21 protein-coding genes and 1 tRNA gene are annotated in these 16,145 nt (G+C 68.0%); 13 read left to right on the forward strand and 9 right to left on the reverse strand.

Going from position 1 to position 16,145, the window contains the following annotated elements; translation table 11 throughout:
- Positions 1 to 48: 48 nt before the first annotated feature.
- Positions 49 to 1,014, reverse strand: a complete 966-nt coding sequence (locus tag ACU5AP_RS12810) for a WD40 repeat domain-containing protein (RefSeq protein WP_128719476.1) — start codon at positions 1,012 to 1,014, stop codon at positions 49 to 51.
- Positions 1,015 to 1,102: 88 nt separating this feature from the next.
- On the opposite strand from ACU5AP_RS12810, the gene ACU5AP_RS12815 reads away from it, so the two are divergent.
- Entirely contained in the window at positions 1,103 to 1,789 is a 687-nt protein-coding gene (locus ACU5AP_RS12815) for an alpha/beta fold hydrolase (protein WP_128719475.1), read from the forward strand.
- Between the two features lie 18 nt (positions 1,790 to 1,807).
- Here the strand turns inward: ACU5AP_RS12815 and ACU5AP_RS12820 are convergent, their stop codons facing one another.
- The 4 genes from ACU5AP_RS12820 to ACU5AP_RS12835 all read right to left on the reverse strand — a co-directional run bounded on the left by ACU5AP_RS12820 (position 1,808) and on the right by ACU5AP_RS12835 (position 4,884).
- Positions 1,808 to 2,017 carry a DUF2093 domain-containing protein gene (locus tag ACU5AP_RS12820; RefSeq protein WP_003163923.1) on the reverse strand — a complete coding sequence of 70 codons (210 nt, stop codon included), beginning with the start codon at positions 2,015 to 2,017 and terminating at the stop codon, positions 1,808 to 1,810.
- Positions 2,014 to 3,117, reverse strand: coding sequence for a CobW family GTP-binding protein (locus ACU5AP_RS12825; protein WP_446681327.1), 1,104 nt, complete (start codon positions 3,115 to 3,117; stop codon positions 2,014 to 2,016). Before ACU5AP_RS12825 ends, ACU5AP_RS12820 begins: the two co-directional genes overlap by 4 nt.
- A 49-nt stretch (positions 3,118 to 3,166) precedes the next feature.
- The gene (locus ACU5AP_RS12830) at positions 3,167 to 4,138 is read right to left on the reverse strand and encodes a cation diffusion facilitator family transporter (RefSeq protein WP_128719473.1); all 972 of its coding nucleotides are present in this window, start codon (positions 4,136 to 4,138) and stop codon (positions 3,167 to 3,169) included.
- An 86-nt stretch (positions 4,139 to 4,224) separates the two neighbouring features.
- Entirely contained in the window at positions 4,225 to 4,884 is a 660-nt protein-coding gene (locus tag ACU5AP_RS12835; RefSeq protein WP_128719472.1) for a hypothetical protein, read from the reverse strand.
- A gap of 304 nt (positions 4,885 to 5,188) precedes the next feature.
- On the opposite strand from ACU5AP_RS12835, the gene rplU reads away from it, so the two are divergent.
- From rplU to ACU5AP_RS12890, 11 genes are all read left to right on the forward strand, one after another.
- Complete coding sequence (gene rplU / locus ACU5AP_RS12840) at positions 5,189 to 5,668, forward strand: 50S ribosomal protein L21 (protein WP_003163928.1); 480 nt, start codon at positions 5,189 to 5,191, stop codon at positions 5,666 to 5,668.
- A gap of 96 nt (positions 5,669 to 5,764) precedes the next feature.
- On the forward strand, positions 5,765 to 6,049 hold the full coding sequence (gene rpmA / locus ACU5AP_RS12845) for a 50S ribosomal protein L27 (RefSeq protein ID WP_040344569.1): 285 nt from the start codon (positions 5,765 to 5,767) through the stop codon (positions 6,047 to 6,049).
- 177 nt (positions 6,050 to 6,226) lie between these two features.
- Positions 6,227 to 6,760, forward strand: coding sequence for a GNAT family N-acetyltransferase (locus ACU5AP_RS12850; protein ID WP_003163930.1), 534 nt, complete (start codon positions 6,227 to 6,229; stop codon positions 6,758 to 6,760).
- A gap of 124 nt (positions 6,761 to 6,884) precedes the next feature.
- Positions 6,885 to 6,971, forward strand: a tRNA-Leu gene (locus ACU5AP_RS12855).
- 163 nt (positions 6,972 to 7,134) lie between these two features.
- Positions 7,135 to 7,749, forward strand: a complete 615-nt coding sequence (locus ACU5AP_RS12860; RefSeq protein ID WP_128719471.1) for a ribonuclease D — start codon at positions 7,135 to 7,137, stop codon at positions 7,747 to 7,749.
- A 20-nt stretch (positions 7,750 to 7,769) separates the two neighbouring features.
- Positions 7,770 to 8,432 (forward strand): LPS export ABC transporter periplasmic protein LptC, encoded by a 663-nt coding sequence (gene lptC, locus ACU5AP_RS12865; protein ID WP_446681328.1) that lies wholly within the window; start codon positions 7,770 to 7,772, stop codon positions 8,430 to 8,432.
- Positions 8,429 to 8,917 (forward strand): LptA/OstA family protein, encoded by a 489-nt coding sequence (locus tag ACU5AP_RS12870; RefSeq protein ID WP_128719470.1) that lies wholly within the window; start codon positions 8,429 to 8,431, stop codon positions 8,915 to 8,917. Before lptC ends, ACU5AP_RS12870 begins: the two co-directional genes overlap by 4 nt.
- A 6-nt stretch (positions 8,918 to 8,923) precedes the next feature.
- Positions 8,924 to 9,724 (forward strand): LPS export ABC transporter ATP-binding protein, encoded by an 801-nt coding sequence (gene lptB / locus ACU5AP_RS12875; RefSeq protein WP_076224610.1) that lies wholly within the window; start codon positions 8,924 to 8,926, stop codon positions 9,722 to 9,724.
- Positions 9,725 to 9,832: 108 nt separating this feature from the next.
- On the forward strand, positions 9,833 to 11,356 hold the full coding sequence (rpoN, locus tag ACU5AP_RS12880) for an RNA polymerase factor sigma-54 (protein WP_128719469.1): 1,524 nt from the start codon (positions 9,833 to 9,835) through the stop codon (positions 11,354 to 11,356).
- Positions 11,357 to 11,428: 72 nt separating this feature from the next.
- Positions 11,429 to 12,079, forward strand: coding sequence for a ribosome hibernation-promoting factor, HPF/YfiA family (gene hpf / locus ACU5AP_RS12885; RefSeq protein ID WP_040344572.1), 651 nt, complete (start codon positions 11,429 to 11,431; stop codon positions 12,077 to 12,079).
- 77 nt (positions 12,080 to 12,156) lie between these two features.
- Positions 12,157 to 12,621, forward strand: coding sequence for a PTS sugar transporter subunit IIA (locus tag ACU5AP_RS12890; RefSeq protein WP_003163938.1), 465 nt, complete (start codon positions 12,157 to 12,159; stop codon positions 12,619 to 12,621).
- Between the two features lie 38 nt (positions 12,622 to 12,659).
- Here the strand turns inward: ACU5AP_RS12890 and ACU5AP_RS12895 are convergent, their stop codons facing one another.
- Positions 12,660 to 12,914 carry a DUF1150 family protein gene (locus ACU5AP_RS12895; RefSeq protein ID WP_128719468.1) on the reverse strand — a complete coding sequence of 85 codons (255 nt, stop codon included), beginning with the start codon at positions 12,912 to 12,914 and terminating at the stop codon, positions 12,660 to 12,662.
- Between the two features lie 58 nt (positions 12,915 to 12,972).
- Positions 12,973 to 13,392 carry an Hsp20 family protein gene (locus tag ACU5AP_RS12900; protein ID WP_003163940.1) on the reverse strand — a complete coding sequence of 140 codons (420 nt, stop codon included), beginning with the start codon at positions 13,390 to 13,392 and terminating at the stop codon, positions 12,973 to 12,975.
- 203 nt (positions 13,393 to 13,595) lie between these two features.
- On the opposite strand from ACU5AP_RS12900, the gene ACU5AP_RS12905 reads away from it, so the two are divergent.
- Positions 13,596 to 14,270 (forward strand): OmpA family protein, encoded by a 675-nt coding sequence (locus tag ACU5AP_RS12905; RefSeq protein ID WP_128116211.1) that lies wholly within the window; start codon positions 13,596 to 13,598, stop codon positions 14,268 to 14,270.
- Positions 14,271 to 14,534: 264 nt separating this feature from the next.
- Here ACU5AP_RS12905 and ACU5AP_RS12910 read toward each other — a convergent pair whose 3' ends face one another.
- Together ACU5AP_RS12910 and ACU5AP_RS12915 are read right to left on the reverse strand one after the other, a co-directional pair.
- Positions 14,535 to 15,851 (reverse strand): UDP-glucose dehydrogenase family protein, encoded by a 1,317-nt coding sequence (locus tag ACU5AP_RS12910; protein ID WP_003163942.1) that lies wholly within the window; start codon positions 15,849 to 15,851, stop codon positions 14,535 to 14,537.
- A gap of 186 nt (positions 15,852 to 16,037) precedes the next feature.
- A partial coding sequence (locus tag ACU5AP_RS12915; protein ID WP_446681319.1) for a hypothetical protein occupies positions 16,038 to 16,145 on the reverse strand: 108 nt, incomplete at its 5' end.

Raw genomic sequence — 16,145 nt, forward strand, 5'->3', positions numbered from 1 at the left:
CTGGATTCTCGGGTCAAGCCCGAGGATGACGGCATGGAGAGGTAGGGGTCAGAGCGACACCACGCCCGCCTGCCCGTCCTCGTCGGCCCAGGCGATGCGAGCGGCGCCGGAACTCATGGCCAGGGCGGTGATGGGCGCGCCCTTGTCCTGCTTGACGAACTGCAGGCCGCGCCCGGCCGGGTCGGCCCACCAGACGCGCCCGTCCTCCAGCCCGGCCGCCAGACGACCGTGGGCGGGGGCGGCGGCGACCTGGGCGATCAGGGTCGTCTCGTCATAGCCGATCTCGGTCGCCTCGCGGCCCATCGGCCCGTTGGAGCCGACGAAGGGCCACAGCACCACGCCCTGCGCGCCCGAGGTGGCCAGAAGCTGCCCCTTGGCCATGAAGGCGAAGCTCTTGATCTTGGACGGATAGCCCCCCATCCGCATGTTCTTCTGATCCTTCAGGCGCCAGCCATGCAGCTGGTTGTCCTGCATGGAGGTGACGACATAGGCGCCGTCGGTCGAGAAGCCGACCGCCAGATGCGACCCGGCCCAGGCCAGCTTCGTCGGCTGCTGCTGCTCGATGCGGGCGTACCACAGCCAGGCGCCGCCATAGGTCGAGGCGGCGATGCGGCGACCCTTGGGGTCGAAGGCCACGCCCGAGACGGTGCGCTCGTGCTGGAAGTCGCGGCGGAAGTGCGGGTCTTTGACGTCCAGCACGCTCAGCGCGCGGCCCGAGGAGAAGGCGATCAGCCCGGACTCGGCCGAGGCGGCCACGGCGTCGATCCATTGGCCCTTGGTCTGGGCCAGCAGGACGGCCTCGCCCTCGCGGCTCCAGACCAGTTTGCCGTCGTCGCCGCCGGTGACGATCCCCTCGCCCGAGGGGTGGACGCAGGCGCATAGCACGGCGCCGTCATGGACCTCGCTGCGGGCGCCGCTCTCGAACCGCACCGAGCCGTCGCCCAGGGCGAAGATCGCGCCCGTCTTGTCGAACAGGGCGGCGGTGACCTGGGCGTCGAAAGAGAAGGTCGTCATGTCGGCTCACGCAGGGCGAAGGAGAAGTCGGATGCGCCTCATAACCTCCCCCGTCGCGTCTGTCGCGTGGCGGGTCTATGAGGGAGCCATGACCCTGCTGCTCATTCCCGGCTTCATGGCCGATGCGACCCTGTGGGACGCCATGACCGACGATCTGGCGCCGTTCGGGCCGCTGGTCGCCACCGACCTCAGCCGGGGCGAGGATATCGAGCGCATGGCGGCCGCCATCCTGAGCGATGCGCCGGAGCGGTTCGTCGCCGTGGGCTTTTCCATGGGCGGCTATGTGGCGCGGGAGCTGGCGCGGATCGCGCCGGAGCGGGTGGAGGCGCTGATCCTGATCGCCACCTCGGCGCGCGGGGATACGGAGGAGCTGATCCGCCAGAGGCGCTCGTCGTTGAAGGCGCCGCCGAAGGCCTTCAAGGGGTTGAGCCGTCCGGCCATCGTCTCGTCCCTGCATCCTGATCTGACGAACGACGAGACGATGATCGCGCGGGTGCGCGACATGGGGCTGAGGCTGGGCGGCGAAGCGTTTCACCGCCAGTCGGCGATGGCGCGGGCGGGCGATCTGGCACGTCTGAGCGAGATCCGTCAGCCGACGCTGATCGTGGCGGCGGACGCCGATCGCCTGCGGATGCGCGAGGAGGCGGAGGAGCTGCACCGCGGGATTTCCGGCTCGACGCTGGCGACGGTGGAGCACAGCGGCCACATGATCCCGCTGGAACAGCCGAAGGCGCTGGCGCGAGTGATGACATCGTGGCTGAAAACCCTCTCCTGATGGGAGAGGGTCAGCAACCTATTTGTGCGTCTCGACCCAGCGTTGGGTCATCAGTTCGCCCGAGGCGTAGGCCTCCTGAAGCTCGACGCTCCAATAGTTGAGCGCCTCCAGCGGGATCGGCGCGCCCGAGACGGCGCAGCGGACGTGGTCGCCGTGCTGCACGATCTCGAACTCGGGCGTGCCGTAGATCAGCTTGGCTTCGGTGCGCGGGCGGGGCGGCGGGTTCATGCGGCGCAGGCCTCGAACCCGGCCTTCAGGGCGGCTTCGTCCAGGTCGCGGCCGATGAAGACAGCGCGGCTCCAGCGGCGCTCCTTGTCGCCCCACGGCTTCTGAAGGTCGCCTTCGAGGATCATGTGCACGGCCTGGAAGACCAGGCGGCGGTCCTCGCCCTGAACGTCGATGATGCCCTTGGCGCGCAGCATGTTCTGACCCTGCTCGCCCAGCAGCTTGTCCAGCCAGGCGGTGAATTTGGCGCCGTTCAGCGGACGGTCCAGCGTCAGGGAAATCCCCTTGATGTCGTCCTCATGGGCGTGGCCGCGCGGGCCGTGTGCATGATCGTGGTCGTGATCGTGATGCTCATGGCCGCAGTGTTCGTCGTGAACGTGATCCTCGGCATGGTCATGCCCGTGGCCGCAGTGCTCGTCGTGGACGTGGCCCTCGGCGCCGTGGGGCGGGTTCACGAAGTCCGGCTTGACCTCGAGGATGCGGTCCAGGTCGAAGGCGTGCAGGCCCAGCACCTGATCCAGCGGCACGTTGGAGCGCTCGGCGCGGACGATGGGGGCCAGGGGGTTCAGCGCCCGCAGGCGGGCCTCGACGGCGGCCAGAGCGGCCTCGTCCACCAGGTCGATCTTGTTCAGGATGATGCGATCGGCGAAGGCCACCTGCTCGCGGGCTTCCTTGGAGTCGTCCAGACGCGCCATGACGTGCTTGGCGTCGACCAGGGCGGTGACGCTGTCCAGCTGGGTCTTGGCCTTGACCTCGTCGTCGACGAAGAAGGTCTGGGCCACCGGGCCGGGGTCGGCCAGACCCGTGGTCTCGACGATGATGGCGTCGAAGGCGGGCTTGCCCGGGCGCTGGCGCTTCATCAGGCCGTTGACCACGCGGATCAGGTCGCCGCGCACCGTGCAGCAGACGCAGCCGTTGTTCATCTCGAACACGTCCTCGTCGGCGCCGACCACCAGGTCGTTGTCGATGCCGATCTCGCCGAACTCATTGACGATGACGGCGTAGCGCTTGCCGTGGTCCTCGGTGAGGATGCGGTTCAGCAGGGTGGTCTTGCCGGCGCCGAGGTAGCCGGTGAGGACGGTCACGGGTGTCTTCTGGGTCATGGCTCGCTAGATGGCGGCTGAGGGCCGCCTTGGGAAGAGGCGAAACCGCTCAGCAGGTCGGACAATCCGGCAGGACCGCCGTTTCCAGCTGAAGGGTCGTGTGGCTGATGTCGAATCGGCCGCGCGCCAGGCCTTGCGCCTCTGCCAGCAGGGCGTCGCCGTCGGGGCGTTCATGAACGATGTGTGCGGTCAGCGCCGCATCGGTCGTCGACAGACCCCAGACGTGCAGGTCGTGCACCGCCGTCACCCCCGGCAGGGCCAGGAAGGCGGCGCGGATCTCGCCCACGTCCAGACCGTTGGGCGCGGCGTCCAGGGCCAGGTTCACCGAATCCTTCAGCAGGCCCCAGGTGCCGATCATGATGACGGCGACGATGATCAGGCTGACGATCCCGTCGATCAGCGACCAGCCGGTGAACAGGATAACGACGCCCGCGACGACCACGCCCAGCGACACGGCGGCGTCGGCCATCATGTGCAGATAGGCGCCGCGCACGTTCAGATCCTTGTGCTGATCCTTCATGAACAGCAGGGCCGTGCCCAGGTTGATGAAGAAGCCGATCCCGGCCACGACGATGATGACGCCCGAGGCCACGGGCGCGGGCTCCGCCAGGCGGCGCACCGCCTCGAAGGCGATGGCCCCGCAGGCGAAGATCAGCAGCAGGGCGTTGCCCAGGGCCGCCAGCACCGTCGCCTTGCCATAGCCGTAGGTGCGCTTGGGCCCCGCCGCGCGCCGCGCCAGCCAGGCCGCCCCGCCTGCCATGGCCAGACCCAGCACGTCCGACAGATTGTGGCCCGCATCGGCCATCAGGGCGGTGGAATCGGCGATGCAGCCGGCCGTGAACTCGGCGACGACAAAGGCCAGGTTGACGATCAGGCCGACGGCGTAGCGCCAGTCGCCCGTGTCGGTCGGGCCATGATGATGGTGCCCGCCGAAGCCGTGCGAGTGGCCATGGCCATGCGAATGACCGGGGTCATGGGAGGGGTCGTGGCCGTCATGGCCGTGTGCGTGATCGTGCGCCATGTCCGCTCAGCTAGGTCTTCCCGCGCGAGAAGGTCAAGTCCCGCAGAAGATAAGTCTTTGAATGTAAATATATAACCTATCGAAACTCAGTGCTGGTGCGTCAGCACCAGGAAGCCGATCAGGATCAGCGCCCCGCCCAGGATGGCGCCTTCATAGCGCGCCCACCGCTCCAGCCTGAGGATAGAGTAGCCCGCCGTCGCCAGGGCGGCCAGCAAGGTCATGCCCAGCACGGTCCCCGCCGCGAAGGTCAGGGTCAGCAGGGCCAGGGCGCCCACGCCCTCGGTCGCCGAGGACAGATAGATGGGCAGCAGCACCTCGCCCGGCGTCACCGCCATCATCAGCACCAGGCCCCAGAAGGCCGCCTTGTCGGACACGGCGGGTTCAGCCAGTTCCGTCGCCGGCCCGCCCGCCGTGACGGGACGCTTCAGCGAGGCCCTGGCCAGGTAGAAGGCGCCGAACAGGAACAGCAGCGCCGCCGACAGGTGCGGCAGCAGCCCCTCGACCCAACGGTTCAGCGCCAGCCCGGCCGCCACGATCAGCGAGCCGACCACGGCCGTCGACAGAATATGCGCCAGCCCCGCCGTGACCACGGCCGTCATCACCCGCGCCACGCTCCAGCGCTGGGCGCGGCCGACCAGGACGAAAGGCAGCCAGTGGGTCGGCAGGGCCGCATGCAGAAAGGCCGCGACGAAGCCGCCGCCCAGAAGCGACAACAGCACCGGCTCGGCGAGATCGGGGGAGGACATGGCTGCTCCCTTAGAATGTTACCTTATAACAATCGAGAAGAATCGGCGAAGAATCTTCACGCGCGGCGTCACGCCGCGCCGCCGTCCGTCTCGCATACGCGCGCGAACATCCTGTCTCGCCCATTGCATCACCCGTGCAATCGGGCCACAGACTCCGCCAGGAACAGGTTTCGCGCGGGTTTTCGCCCCAGACGCCGCCCTTTCACGTTGACTCTTCCGTGACCATCCGTATATGTCGCCGCTCTTCGCCCGCAGGGTCTCCTGGCGGGCGCATCCATTTTTGCGTTCACGCTGAGGCTTCCTAATGTACGCGGTGATCAAGACCGGCGGAAAGCAGTACCGGGTCCAACCGGGCGATGTGATTGTTGTCGAGAAGATCGACGGCGACGCTGGCGCTGCCGTCAATTTCGGTGAAGTCCTCATGCTGGGCGGCGACAAGGGTGTTACGGTCGGCGCTCCGCTGATCGACGGCGCCGCTGTCGCAGCCACGCTGATCGAGACCCGCAAGGGCGAGAAGATCAAGATCTTCAAGAAGATCCGTCGTCAGGGCTATCGCCGCACGAACGGCCATCGCCAGATGGAATCGGTCCTGCGCATCACCGGCATCGAAGGCGCCGGCGAGAAGGCCAAGTGGGACGGCAAGGTCGAGCTGATCACCAAGGCGGAAATCAACGCCCGCGCTCGTGGCCTGGCCCCGCGCGTCGAGGCTGTCGAAGCCGAGGCTCCGAAGGCCAAGAAGGCTCCCGCCAAGAAGGCCGCCAAGGCCGAAGGCGCCGAAGCCTAAGATTTTCACCGGCGCTGGATCAGCGCCTAGCAGGACAGATGGCGCGCTCAAGCAGCCCGAACGGGCGGTAGCGCACCAAGGAAGAGGAGCAGCAAGATGGCTCACAAGAAATCCGGCGGTTCGTCGCGTAACGGTCGCGACTCAGAGTCGAAGCGCCTTGGCGTGAAGAAGTTCGGCGGCGAGCGCGTGCTGGCCGGCAACATCCTCGTGCGTCAGCGCGGCACCAAGTTCCACCCGGGCGCCAACGTCGGCCTGGGCCGTGACCACACCCTGTTCGCCACGGCGACCGGCGCGGTGCAGTTCACCACCAAACGTGGCGGCCGTTGTTACGTGTCGATTCTCCCGGCCAACGACGACGCCCAGGCGATGGCCGCCGAGTAACGCGAAGCCAGGACAGTATTTCCCCGGATCGCGTTGCTCTCGACAGCAGCCGATCCGGACCAAGGGAAAATTTTCCGCGGGGAGTCTGGATCACCAGGCTCCCCGTTTGCGTTTCCCCGCCTCGCAAGCCGCCCGAGCCCTCCAAGGAGGCGGCGCCGAAGACATCGAGACCGAACCATGTGCGTGATCGAAACCTCCCCCGTCGTCGAGACGCGGCGTCTGCTGCTGCGCGCGCCCGGCGCCCAGGACGTGACGCGGATCGCGGCCCTGGCCAATGACCACGACATCGCCCGCATGACCCAGCGCATGCCCCACCCCTTTCGCGTCGACGACGCCGAGGACTTCGTCCTGCAGGTGGCGTCCCAGGATCCGAAGCGGGCCAACACCTTCCTGATCGAGCACGAGGACCACGGTCCCGTGGGCGTCATCGGCATGTTCCAGAACACCGACGCCGTGCCCGAGGCCGGCTATTGGATCGGGCGCGAGTTCTGGGGCCGCGGCTATGCGACCGAGGCGCTGGAAGGCGCCCTGGTCTGGGCCTCGACGCGGTGGAAGCGTCGCGCCCTGATGGCCGGCCACTTCGCCGACAACCCCGCCTCTGGCCGGGTGCTGGAGAAGGCGGGTTTCCTGTACACGGGCGAGACCCGCCCGGCCTTCAGCCGCGCGCGGGGCGAAAGCGCCGATACGCGGATGATGGTCTGGCTGGCCTGATAGAGCGCGGATTTCTCGGAGCTTTTGGTCAACGGTGCAGTTTTTTCAGGAATCGGAAAAAAGCCTGTTGACCGCCCCGAGGCTCCCCCCTATTAGTCCGGCCCTCGGCGGGGCGACCCACCGGGCCCAGGTGGCGGAATTGGTAGACGCGCTGGCTTCAGGTGCCAGTGGCTTAACGGCCGTGGAGGTTCGAGTCCTCTCCTGGGCACCATTTCTCAAGCGGCGCTGTATCCGATCGGATGCGGCGCCGTTTGTCATTTCGGCCCTTGCTTCCCCTTCCCGACGGCCGCGACAGCAAAGCTCGAGCCTGCGTCCTAGCGATAGCGCGCGGTTCGTCTATGTTACGGCCTGAACGACGAACGAGTTTTACGCGCATGACGGTTTATTTCCACGAAGGCGACCTGCCCGACGGCCTCGACCTGGGGCCGCAGGTGGCGATCGATTCCGAGACGATGGGCCTGCGCTTCCGTCGCGATCCGCTGTGCGTGGTGCAGCTGTCGTCGGGCGACGGGAACGCCCACGTCGTACGCCTGAACCGTCCGACCTACGACTGCCCCAATCTGAAGCGGCTGCTGACCGATCCGAAGGTGCTGAAGATCTTCCACTTCGGCCGCTTCGACATCGGCATGTTCGACCTGCACCTGGGCGTCGAGACGCGCCCGGTCTACTGCACCAAGATCGCGTCGAAGCTGGCGCGCACCTACACCGACCGCCACGGCCTGAAGGACGTGGCCAAGGAGCTGGCCGGGGTCGACATGTCCAAGGCGCAGCAGAGCTCGGACTGGGGCGCGGCGGAACTGAGCCAGGCGCAACTCGACTACGCCGCCTCGGACGTTCTGTACCTGCACGCCATCATGAACCGCCTGAACGAGATGCTGGTGCGTGAAGGCCGCATGGAGCTGGCCCAGGCCTGCTTCGACTTCCTGCCCGTGCGTTCGCGCCTCGACCTGGCCGGTTGGGACGAGATCGACATCTTCGCCCACGCCTGAGAATCGGACCCGAGACGCCGATGAGCGAACAGCCCGCCCAGGACGAGCAGAAGCGCGCTGACGAGGCGCGCGTCGCCCGCGCCGGCGAACGCTGGCGCACGCGCTCGCGCCGGGTGAAGCTGTATCGCCGCGTCCTGCCCATCGTCATCCTGATGCTGGCGGGCGGCGCCCTGACCTGGACCGTGTTCCGCACCGTCATGTCGGGAGTGGAGCGCAAGGCCAGCGAGAGCCGCGAGATCCGCCTGGACAACCCCATGTTCCACGGCCAGGACGCGCAGGGCCGCTCCTTCGTCATCGGCGCCCAGGGCGCGGTGCGCGATCCGGCCACGGGTCATTTCCGCCTGGTCGGCCCGCTGCTGCGGCTCAACCTCGGCGCGCGCAAGACGACCGAGCTGACCGCCGACGGCGGCACCTATCTGGAAACCCAGCGCAAGGTCGTCATCGGCCCGAACGTGAAGATTTCCGACGGCGGCTCGGGCTGGACCCTGGTCACGCCCGAGGCCGTGGTCGACACCGAGACCGGGGTGGTGACCGGCGACAAGGGGGTGCAGGGTCGCGGCCCCCTTGGAAGCATCAATGCTTCGTCTTATGCGATTTATGATCAAGGCCAGCGGGTCGTTTTCAACGGCCAGGGCGAAACCAAGGTAAGCGGGACGATCAATCCCGCCGGAGCCGACCGATGAACATGTCCAAGTCCAAGCTGACGATCGCGGGCGCCGTCCTGATGACCGCCCTGGCCCTGCCCGCCGTTTCGGGCGCCCAAAACCGCGCCGACGCCAGCCGCCAGCCGGTCCAGTACGGCGCCGACAGCGGCGAATATACGCCCGACGGCTTTTCCCTGCGCGGACGAGCCGAGGTGACGCAGGGCGGCAACCGCCTGCGCGCCGACGCCATCCGCGGCTTCACGGCCAACGGCGAGCTGAACCGCATCGAGGCCAACGGCGGCGTCTACTTCGTCACCCCGGACCAGAGCATGAAGGGCGACCGCGCCGTCTACACGCTAAACGACGGCAACATCGTCGTGACCGGCGACGTCATCCTGACCCAGGGCAAGAGCGTGCTGACCGGCAACCGCCTCGTCTACAACGTCCGCACCGAGACGGCGCGCATCGAGGGCGGCGGCGCCAACGGCCGCGTCCAGGGCGTCTTCTATCCGCAAGGGAACTGACCCCGCGTGGCGCGCAAGGAACTCTCAGCCCTGAATCGGGACGCGCCCGCCGCCGAGACGGCGGCGACCTCGGCCGACGATGCGCGTCCGACCGGCCTTCGCGTCGAGCACATCGCCCGCAGCTTCGGCCAGCGCCAGGTCGTCCGCGACGTCTCCCTGAACGTCCAGCGCGGCGAGGTCTGCGGCCTGCTGGGCCCCAACGGGGCGGGCAAGACGACCTGCTTCTACATGATCACCGGCCTGATCCCCGCCGACAGCGGCTCGATCTGGCTGGACAATGAGGACATCACCCAGCAGCCCATGTACCAGCGCGCGCGCATGGGCCTGGGCTATCTGGCGCAGGAAGCCTCCATCTTCCGCGGCATGACGGTCGAGCAGAACGTCAAGGCCGTGGTCGAACTGCGCGAGAAGACCGCCGCCGGCGTGCGGGACGAGACCACCCGCCTTCTGGAAGAACTGCGCATCGACCATCTGCGCCACGCCCCGGCCACCGGCCTGTCGGGCGGCGAGCGGCGCCGCGTCGAGATCGCCCGCGCCCTGGCCGCGCGGCCCAGCTTCATGCTGCTGGACGAGCCGTTCGCGGGCATCGACCCCCTGGCCATCGCCGACATCCGCCAGGTGATCCGCTATCTGTCCAGCCAGGGCATCGGCGTGCTGATCACCGACCACAATGTGCGCGAGACGCTGGACATCATCGATCGCGTCTCGATCATCTCGTCCGGATCCGTCCTGTTTGAAGGCACGGCCGACGAAGCCGTCGCCGACGCCGAGGTGCGCCGCGTCTACCTGGGCGAAATGTACGCCTGACGCCCAGAAGGCCTGACGCGGCGGCTGTTCGCCTCGCGTTAACGGCTTCCGATCCATGATCCCAGCAAGAAGCGGGCCAACAGCGCCTGCGTGCGGGGTGGAAACGACGTGATCGGTCAGAGGCTGGAGGTCAGGCAGGGGCAGGGGCTGGTCATCACGCCCCAGCTGCAGCAGGCGATCAAGCTGCTGCAACTGTCGAACCTTGAGCTGGAGGCCTTCGTCGAGGGCGAGCTGGAGCGCAATCCCCTGCTGCAGCGGGATGAGGGCGAGCCCGGCTCTGAGAGCGCGCCCGAGGCCGCCAATGACGCGTCTGCGGGCGACGGCGGCGACGACGGCGAGATGCGTTTCGTCGAAGGCTCGGACGCCCACGCCCAGAGTCTGGACGCCGGCGCCGACGATCTGTACGGCGACGCCGCTCCCGGCGAGCGCGTCAGCGACCGCCAGGATGATCCGGCCACCGACCAGCCCGGCCTGGCCGACTGGTCTCGCGCCGGCTCGGGCGGCGGCCTGGCCGACGGCGAGGAGCGCGAACGCCCCGACCAGCGCGACGAGACCCTGTGGGAGCATCTGCAAGCCCAGGCCTCGGCCGCCGGCTTCAGCCCCGCCGACCACGCCATCGCCCTGACCCTGATCGACGCCACGGACGAAGGCGGCTATCTGCGCGCCGACCTGGGCGAGATCGCCGAACGGCTGGGCGTGGACGAAGCCCGCATCGAGGCCGTCCTGGCCGTCTGCCACGGCTTCGAGCCGACCGGCGTCATGGCCCGCTCCATCCCCGAGTGCCTGAAGCTGCAACTGGTCGAGCGCAACCGCTTCGACCCGGCCATGGGCGCCCTGCTGGACCATCTGGAGCTGCTGGCGCGGCGCGACCTGGCGGCCCTGCGCAAAGTCTGCGGCGTCGACGCCGAGGATCTGGTCGAGATGATCGCCGAGCTGAAGGCCCTGACGCCGCGTCCCGGCGCCGGTTTCGGCGGCGAACCGGCCCAGACGGTCGTGCCCGACGTCCATGTGCGCCCCGACCCGGCCGGCGGCTGGCGGATCGAACTGAACACCGACACCCTGCCCCGCCTGCTGGTCGACAAGCGCTATCACGCCGTGGTGGCGGCCGGCGCGCGTTCGGACATGGAGAAGACCTTCGTCGCCGACTGCGCCGCCCAGGCCAGCTGGCTGGTCAAGTCGCTGGATCAGCGCGCCCGCACCATCATGAAGGTGGCGTCCGAGATCGTGCGCCAGCAGGACGCCTTCCTGGCCTTCGGCGTCGAGTTCCTGCGGCCTCTGACCCTCAAGACGGTGGCCGAGGCCATCGAGATGCACGAATCGACGGTCAGCCGCGTGACCTCGAACAAATACGTGGCCACCCCGCGCGGAGTGTTCGAGCTGAAGTTCTTCTTCACCGCCGCCATCCAGTCCAGCGACGGCGGCGCGGCCCACTCGGCCGAAGCCGTGCGCCAGCGAATCAAGACCATGATCGACGGCGAATCCGGCGACGGCGACGTGCTGAGCGACGACCGCATCGTGGAGATTTTGAACGAGGCGGGAATCGACATCGCGCGGCGCACTGTGGCGAAATATCGCGAGGCCCTGCGCATTCCCTCGTCGATCCAGCGCCGCCGCCTGATGAAGGCCGGCTGACCCCTTCTCAAGCGTCACCACAAATCGGTGATCGGCATTGACACCAAAGCCAGTCAGTCGCGTTCTAGGGACATGAAGATCCAAGTCAGCGGCAAGCAAGTGGATGTCGGCGAAGCGCTAAGCTCGCGCATCTCCCAGGAACTCGAAGAGGGCATCGGCAAGTATTTCGCCCGCGGCGCCCAGGACGCCGAGGTCGTGGTGTCCAAGGATCGACACGGCTTCCGGGTCGATTGCTGGGTGCGTCTGGCCTCGGGCCAGTCGCTGGTGACGACCGGCTTCGGCGGCGACGCCCAGGCGGCCTTCGCCGACAGCCTGTCCAAGCTCGAGAAGCGCGTGCGTCGCTACAAGCGCCGCCTCAAGGACCACCACATCGGACCCAAGGGCCTGTCGCCCGAGAAGACTGAGAACGCCGCGCGCGAAGTCGCCGCCCTGACCATCTTCCGCGACCCCGACACCGTCGAGGACGAGGAGTTCGGCGAGGCGGGCCTGCCGGGCGAACCGCCCCCTGTGGGCATGGTCATCGCCGAGACCGAGGCCGAGATCCGCACCCTGACCGTGGGGCGCGCCGTGGCCGAACTGGACATGACCGGCTATCCGCTGGTGATGTTCCGCAACGCCGCCCACGGCGGCCTGGCCGTGGTCTATCGCCGGCCCGACGGCAACGTCGGCTGGATCGATCCGCAGCGCACGACCAAGGGCGCGGCGGCGCAAGCTGTCGGCTGAGGCTTCCTCAGGAAGGGCGAAGGCGCTAAAGAGCACCCGCCCTTCCGCCAATGTCGGGTTCGATTTTCGGGGTAAGCATGGACATCGCTGATTTGCTGTCGTCGGACGGGATCGTCCTGCGGGGCGGGGCGTCATCCAAACGTCAGGCCTTGCACGCCGTAGCCGAAGCTTTCGGCGCCGCTTTCGACCTGGACGCCGACAAGGCGTTCGAGGCTCTCCAGGAGCGCGAGGCCCTAGGCTCGACGGGTCTGGGCTCGGGCGTCGCTGTGCCGCACGCGCGCATCAAGGGGCTGGATCGGGTCTGCGCCGTCTTCGTGCGCCTGGACACGCCGGTCGCCTATGAATCGCTGGACGATCGTCCGGTTGATCTGCTGTTCGCCCTGTTCGCGCCCCTGGACGCCGGGGCTGAGCATCTGCGGGCGCTGGCGGCGGTGTCGCGCGCCCTGCGTTCGCCGGAACTGCGCGAGCAACTGCGCCAGGCGCGGACCGTGGACGCCATCCGCGCCCTGTTCGTCAAGGATGTGTCGAAGACCGCCGCCTGAGCGGTCTTCCTTACGTCTTCATTCGGTTTTCAACACGCCTAATGGACCGACATCGGCTCCAGGTCATGCGCCACGGCGGCCGCGAAGGCGGTCTCGCGGTCCAGCATGACGGCCAGACGCTCGCCGTCGGCGCCGTGCACCGCATAGAGGATCTGATCCGGATCGATTTCGATGTCGGCGGCCGTCTCGGCCCTGACATCCTCCAGAACGTCGGAGGCGCGGATCGCGCGGACATAGACCAGGTCCGGGGCGCCGAAATCGGCGAAGTCCTTCGTATTCATGTTGGGCGTCATAAGACCGCCTCCTTACGCTTGACTAAACGCCTGGAAAGCCAGGCGGTTCGACGGCCGTTCAGCCCGTCGTGATGGGGATGCGCCGCACGCTGCGTTCCTGTTCCGGGCGGATCAGTTCGACGTGCAGCAGGCCATGCTCTAGGCGGGCGCCCGCGATCTCCAGCCCGTCGGCCAGGACGAAGCTGCGGACGAAGCCGCGCGCCGCGATGCCCCGGTGCAGGAAGGCCTGCGGGTCGCGCCCGGCGTCGTCGCGCTTGCCGGTGATGGTCAACTGACGCCCTTCGACCGTGACCGACAGCTCTTCGGGGGTGAAGCCCGCCACCGCCAGGGTGATGCGCACCGCCGCCTCGCCGAGCTGCTCGACGTTGTAGGGCGGATAGGACTCGGCCGCCGCCTTGGCCGCCCGATCGATCAGGGCGCGCGTATGGTCGAAACCCAACAGGAAGGGGCTGTCGAACAACAGGGTGCGTGCAGTCATGGGGCCCTCGCAATGAAGCGACCTCGGCCGTCCGGCGCCCCCCGTGATCGGCGAAGCGCCCGGCCGCTGTTACAGATGGGGGGACGGGCTGCGGAGGTCAACGGCAGGCGACGCCGGTCCGCGTTCATGGTCCATACACATTGAAACCTTAACTGTGGGGCAAGCGTTCACGCGACCAGAAGTCGCCATCGAAAGGATTTCCCATGCGCGCCAAGATCGCCGTCGCCGGTCTGAGCATCGCCGCCCTGCTGGGCGCCGCCGCCTGCACCACGACCGACCCCTACAGCTCCACGCCGCGCCGCAACAACACCGGCACCGGCGCCGTCGCGGGCGCCCTGGGCGGCGCGCTGCTGGGCTATCTGACCAACACCTCCAGCGGCGAGCAGGGCCGCAAGAACGCCCTGATCGGCGCAGGCATCGGCGCCCTGGCCGGCGCCGGGGTCGGCCAGTACATGGACGGCCAGCAGCGGGCCCTGGAAGCCGAACTGTCGGGCACCGGCGTCGGCGTGGCGCGTCAGGGCGACAACCTGGTCCTGCGGATGCCGTCGGACGTGACCTTCGCCACCAACCAGTCGGACCTGGACCCGCGCTTCCTGCCGGTGCTGGACGACGTGGCCCGCGTGCTCAACCAGTACGACCGCTCGATGGTCGACGTGGTCGGCCACACCGACTCCTCGGGCGGCGACGCCATCAACCAGCCGCTGTCGGAGCGCCGCGCCGCCTCGGTCGCCTCGCACCTGATCAACCGCGGCGTGATGCGTGAGCGCATCTATGTCGCCGGCATGAGCGCCCGAGCGCCGATCGGCTCCAACGCCACCCCGGAAGGCAAGGCTCAGAACCGTCGCGTCGAAATCCTGATCCGCCCCTTCACGGGCTGATCGGCGACAACTGGATGTGAAGAAGGGGGCGGCGCGTTATGCGCCGCCCCCTTTTTCGTGTTCCAAGGTTCAAGCCGAAACGGCACAGCTTCACGCCCTGCCCTCTTGCCTTGCGGGGCGGACTGTCGGCTTCTGTCCAGGCAGGAGATTCGGATGGAAGACGACGGCCTGGGCCGGGCGATGAAACTGGTCGGGATCGCGGCGGCGTCGGCCGTCATGGTCGCCGCCGTGGTCATCACGGCCGGTCGCCTGCTGCTGCTCTAGTCAGGCCGCGTCCAGCGGGCGGCCGATGGAGAAGTAGCGGAAACCGCGCGCCCGCATGTCTTCCGGACGATAGACGTTGCGCAGGTCGACCATGACCGGCTGCTTCAGCAGCAGCTTGATCCGGTCCAGATCCAGGGCGCGGAACTGGTTCCACTCCGTCATGATGACGGCGGCGTCAGCGCCCGCCAGGGCGTCATAGGGGCCGTCCTTGAACACCACGCCGTCCAGCAGCTTGGCCGCCTCCTCCATGCCCTCGGGATCGAAGGCCTGGACAACGGCGCCGCGCTCGATCAGCGCCGGGGCCACGTCCAGCGAGGGCGCATCGCGCATGTCGTCGGTGTTCGGCTTGAAGGTCAGGCCCAGCAGGGCGACCGTCTTGCCCTTCAGATCGCCGCCCAGCGCCTCGGCGACGCGGTCGGCCATGGCCTTCTTGCGCGCGTCGTTAATGGCGACCGTGGTCTCGATCAGCTTCAGCGGCGAGCCGGCGTCCGTCGCGGTGCGGACCAGGGCCAGGGTGTCCTTGGGGAAGCACGATCCGCCGTAGCCCGGCCCGGCGTGCAGGAATTTCGAGCCGATGCGGTTGTCCAGGCCGATGCCGCGCGCGACCTGCTGCACGTCGGCGCCGACCGCCTCGCACAGGTCGGCGACCTCGTTGATGAAGGTGATCTTCATGGCCAGGAAGGCGTTGGCCGCATATTTGATCAGTTCGGACGTGCGACGCCCGGTGAACATGATCGGCGTCTCGTTCAGGTTCAGCGGGCGATAAAGCTCGGCCATGACGGCACGGGCGCGCTCGTCCGTCGTGCCGACCACGACGCGGTCGGGGCGCTTGAAATCGCCGATGGCGGCGCCCTCGCGCAGGAACTCAGGGTTGGAGACGACCGCGAACTCGGCGTCGGGGCGGCGCTCACGGATGATGCGCTCGATCTCGTCGCCCGTGCCGACGGGGACGGTCGACTTGGTCACCACAACGGTGAAGCCCTGCATCAGGTCGGCGATCTCCTCGGCCGCCGCATAGACGTAAGACAGGTCGGCATGGCCGTCGCCGCGCCGCGACGGCGTGCCCACGGCGATGAAGACGGCGTCCGCCGTGCGGATCGCCTCGGCGCCGTCGACGGCGAAGGCCAGACGCCCGTCGCGGACGTTGTTGGCCACCAGATCATCCAGCCCCGGCTCATAAATGGGCATGATGTTCTGGTGCAGACGCTCGATCTTCGAGGCGTCCTTGTCGACGCAGGTCACCGTATGGCCGAAATCGGCGAAACAGGCGCCTGACACCAGGCCCACATAGCCCGTTCCGATCATGGCGACGCGCATGGACTGCTCCTCTTATCAACCGTCCCTGCCGCAATAGCCCCGGTCGCGGCGGATCGCCAGCGACGCCCGGCCGCAGGTTCAAGAAAAAGCCAAAGAAAAAGGACGGCCGACCCGTGGGATCGACCGTCCTTCATGTCTTGCAACCTCAAGGTTTCGGGGGCCGATCACGACCGGCCCCCTTGAGCCTTAGAAGTTGATGTCGACGGTGGCGCGGCGGTTCAGCGGCTCACGCACGCCGTCGCCGGTGGCCTTGGCCGGCTGGGTCTCGCCCTTGCCGTCCAGGGAGATCACGCC

Source organism: Brevundimonas sp. RM1, assembly GCF_052907225.1.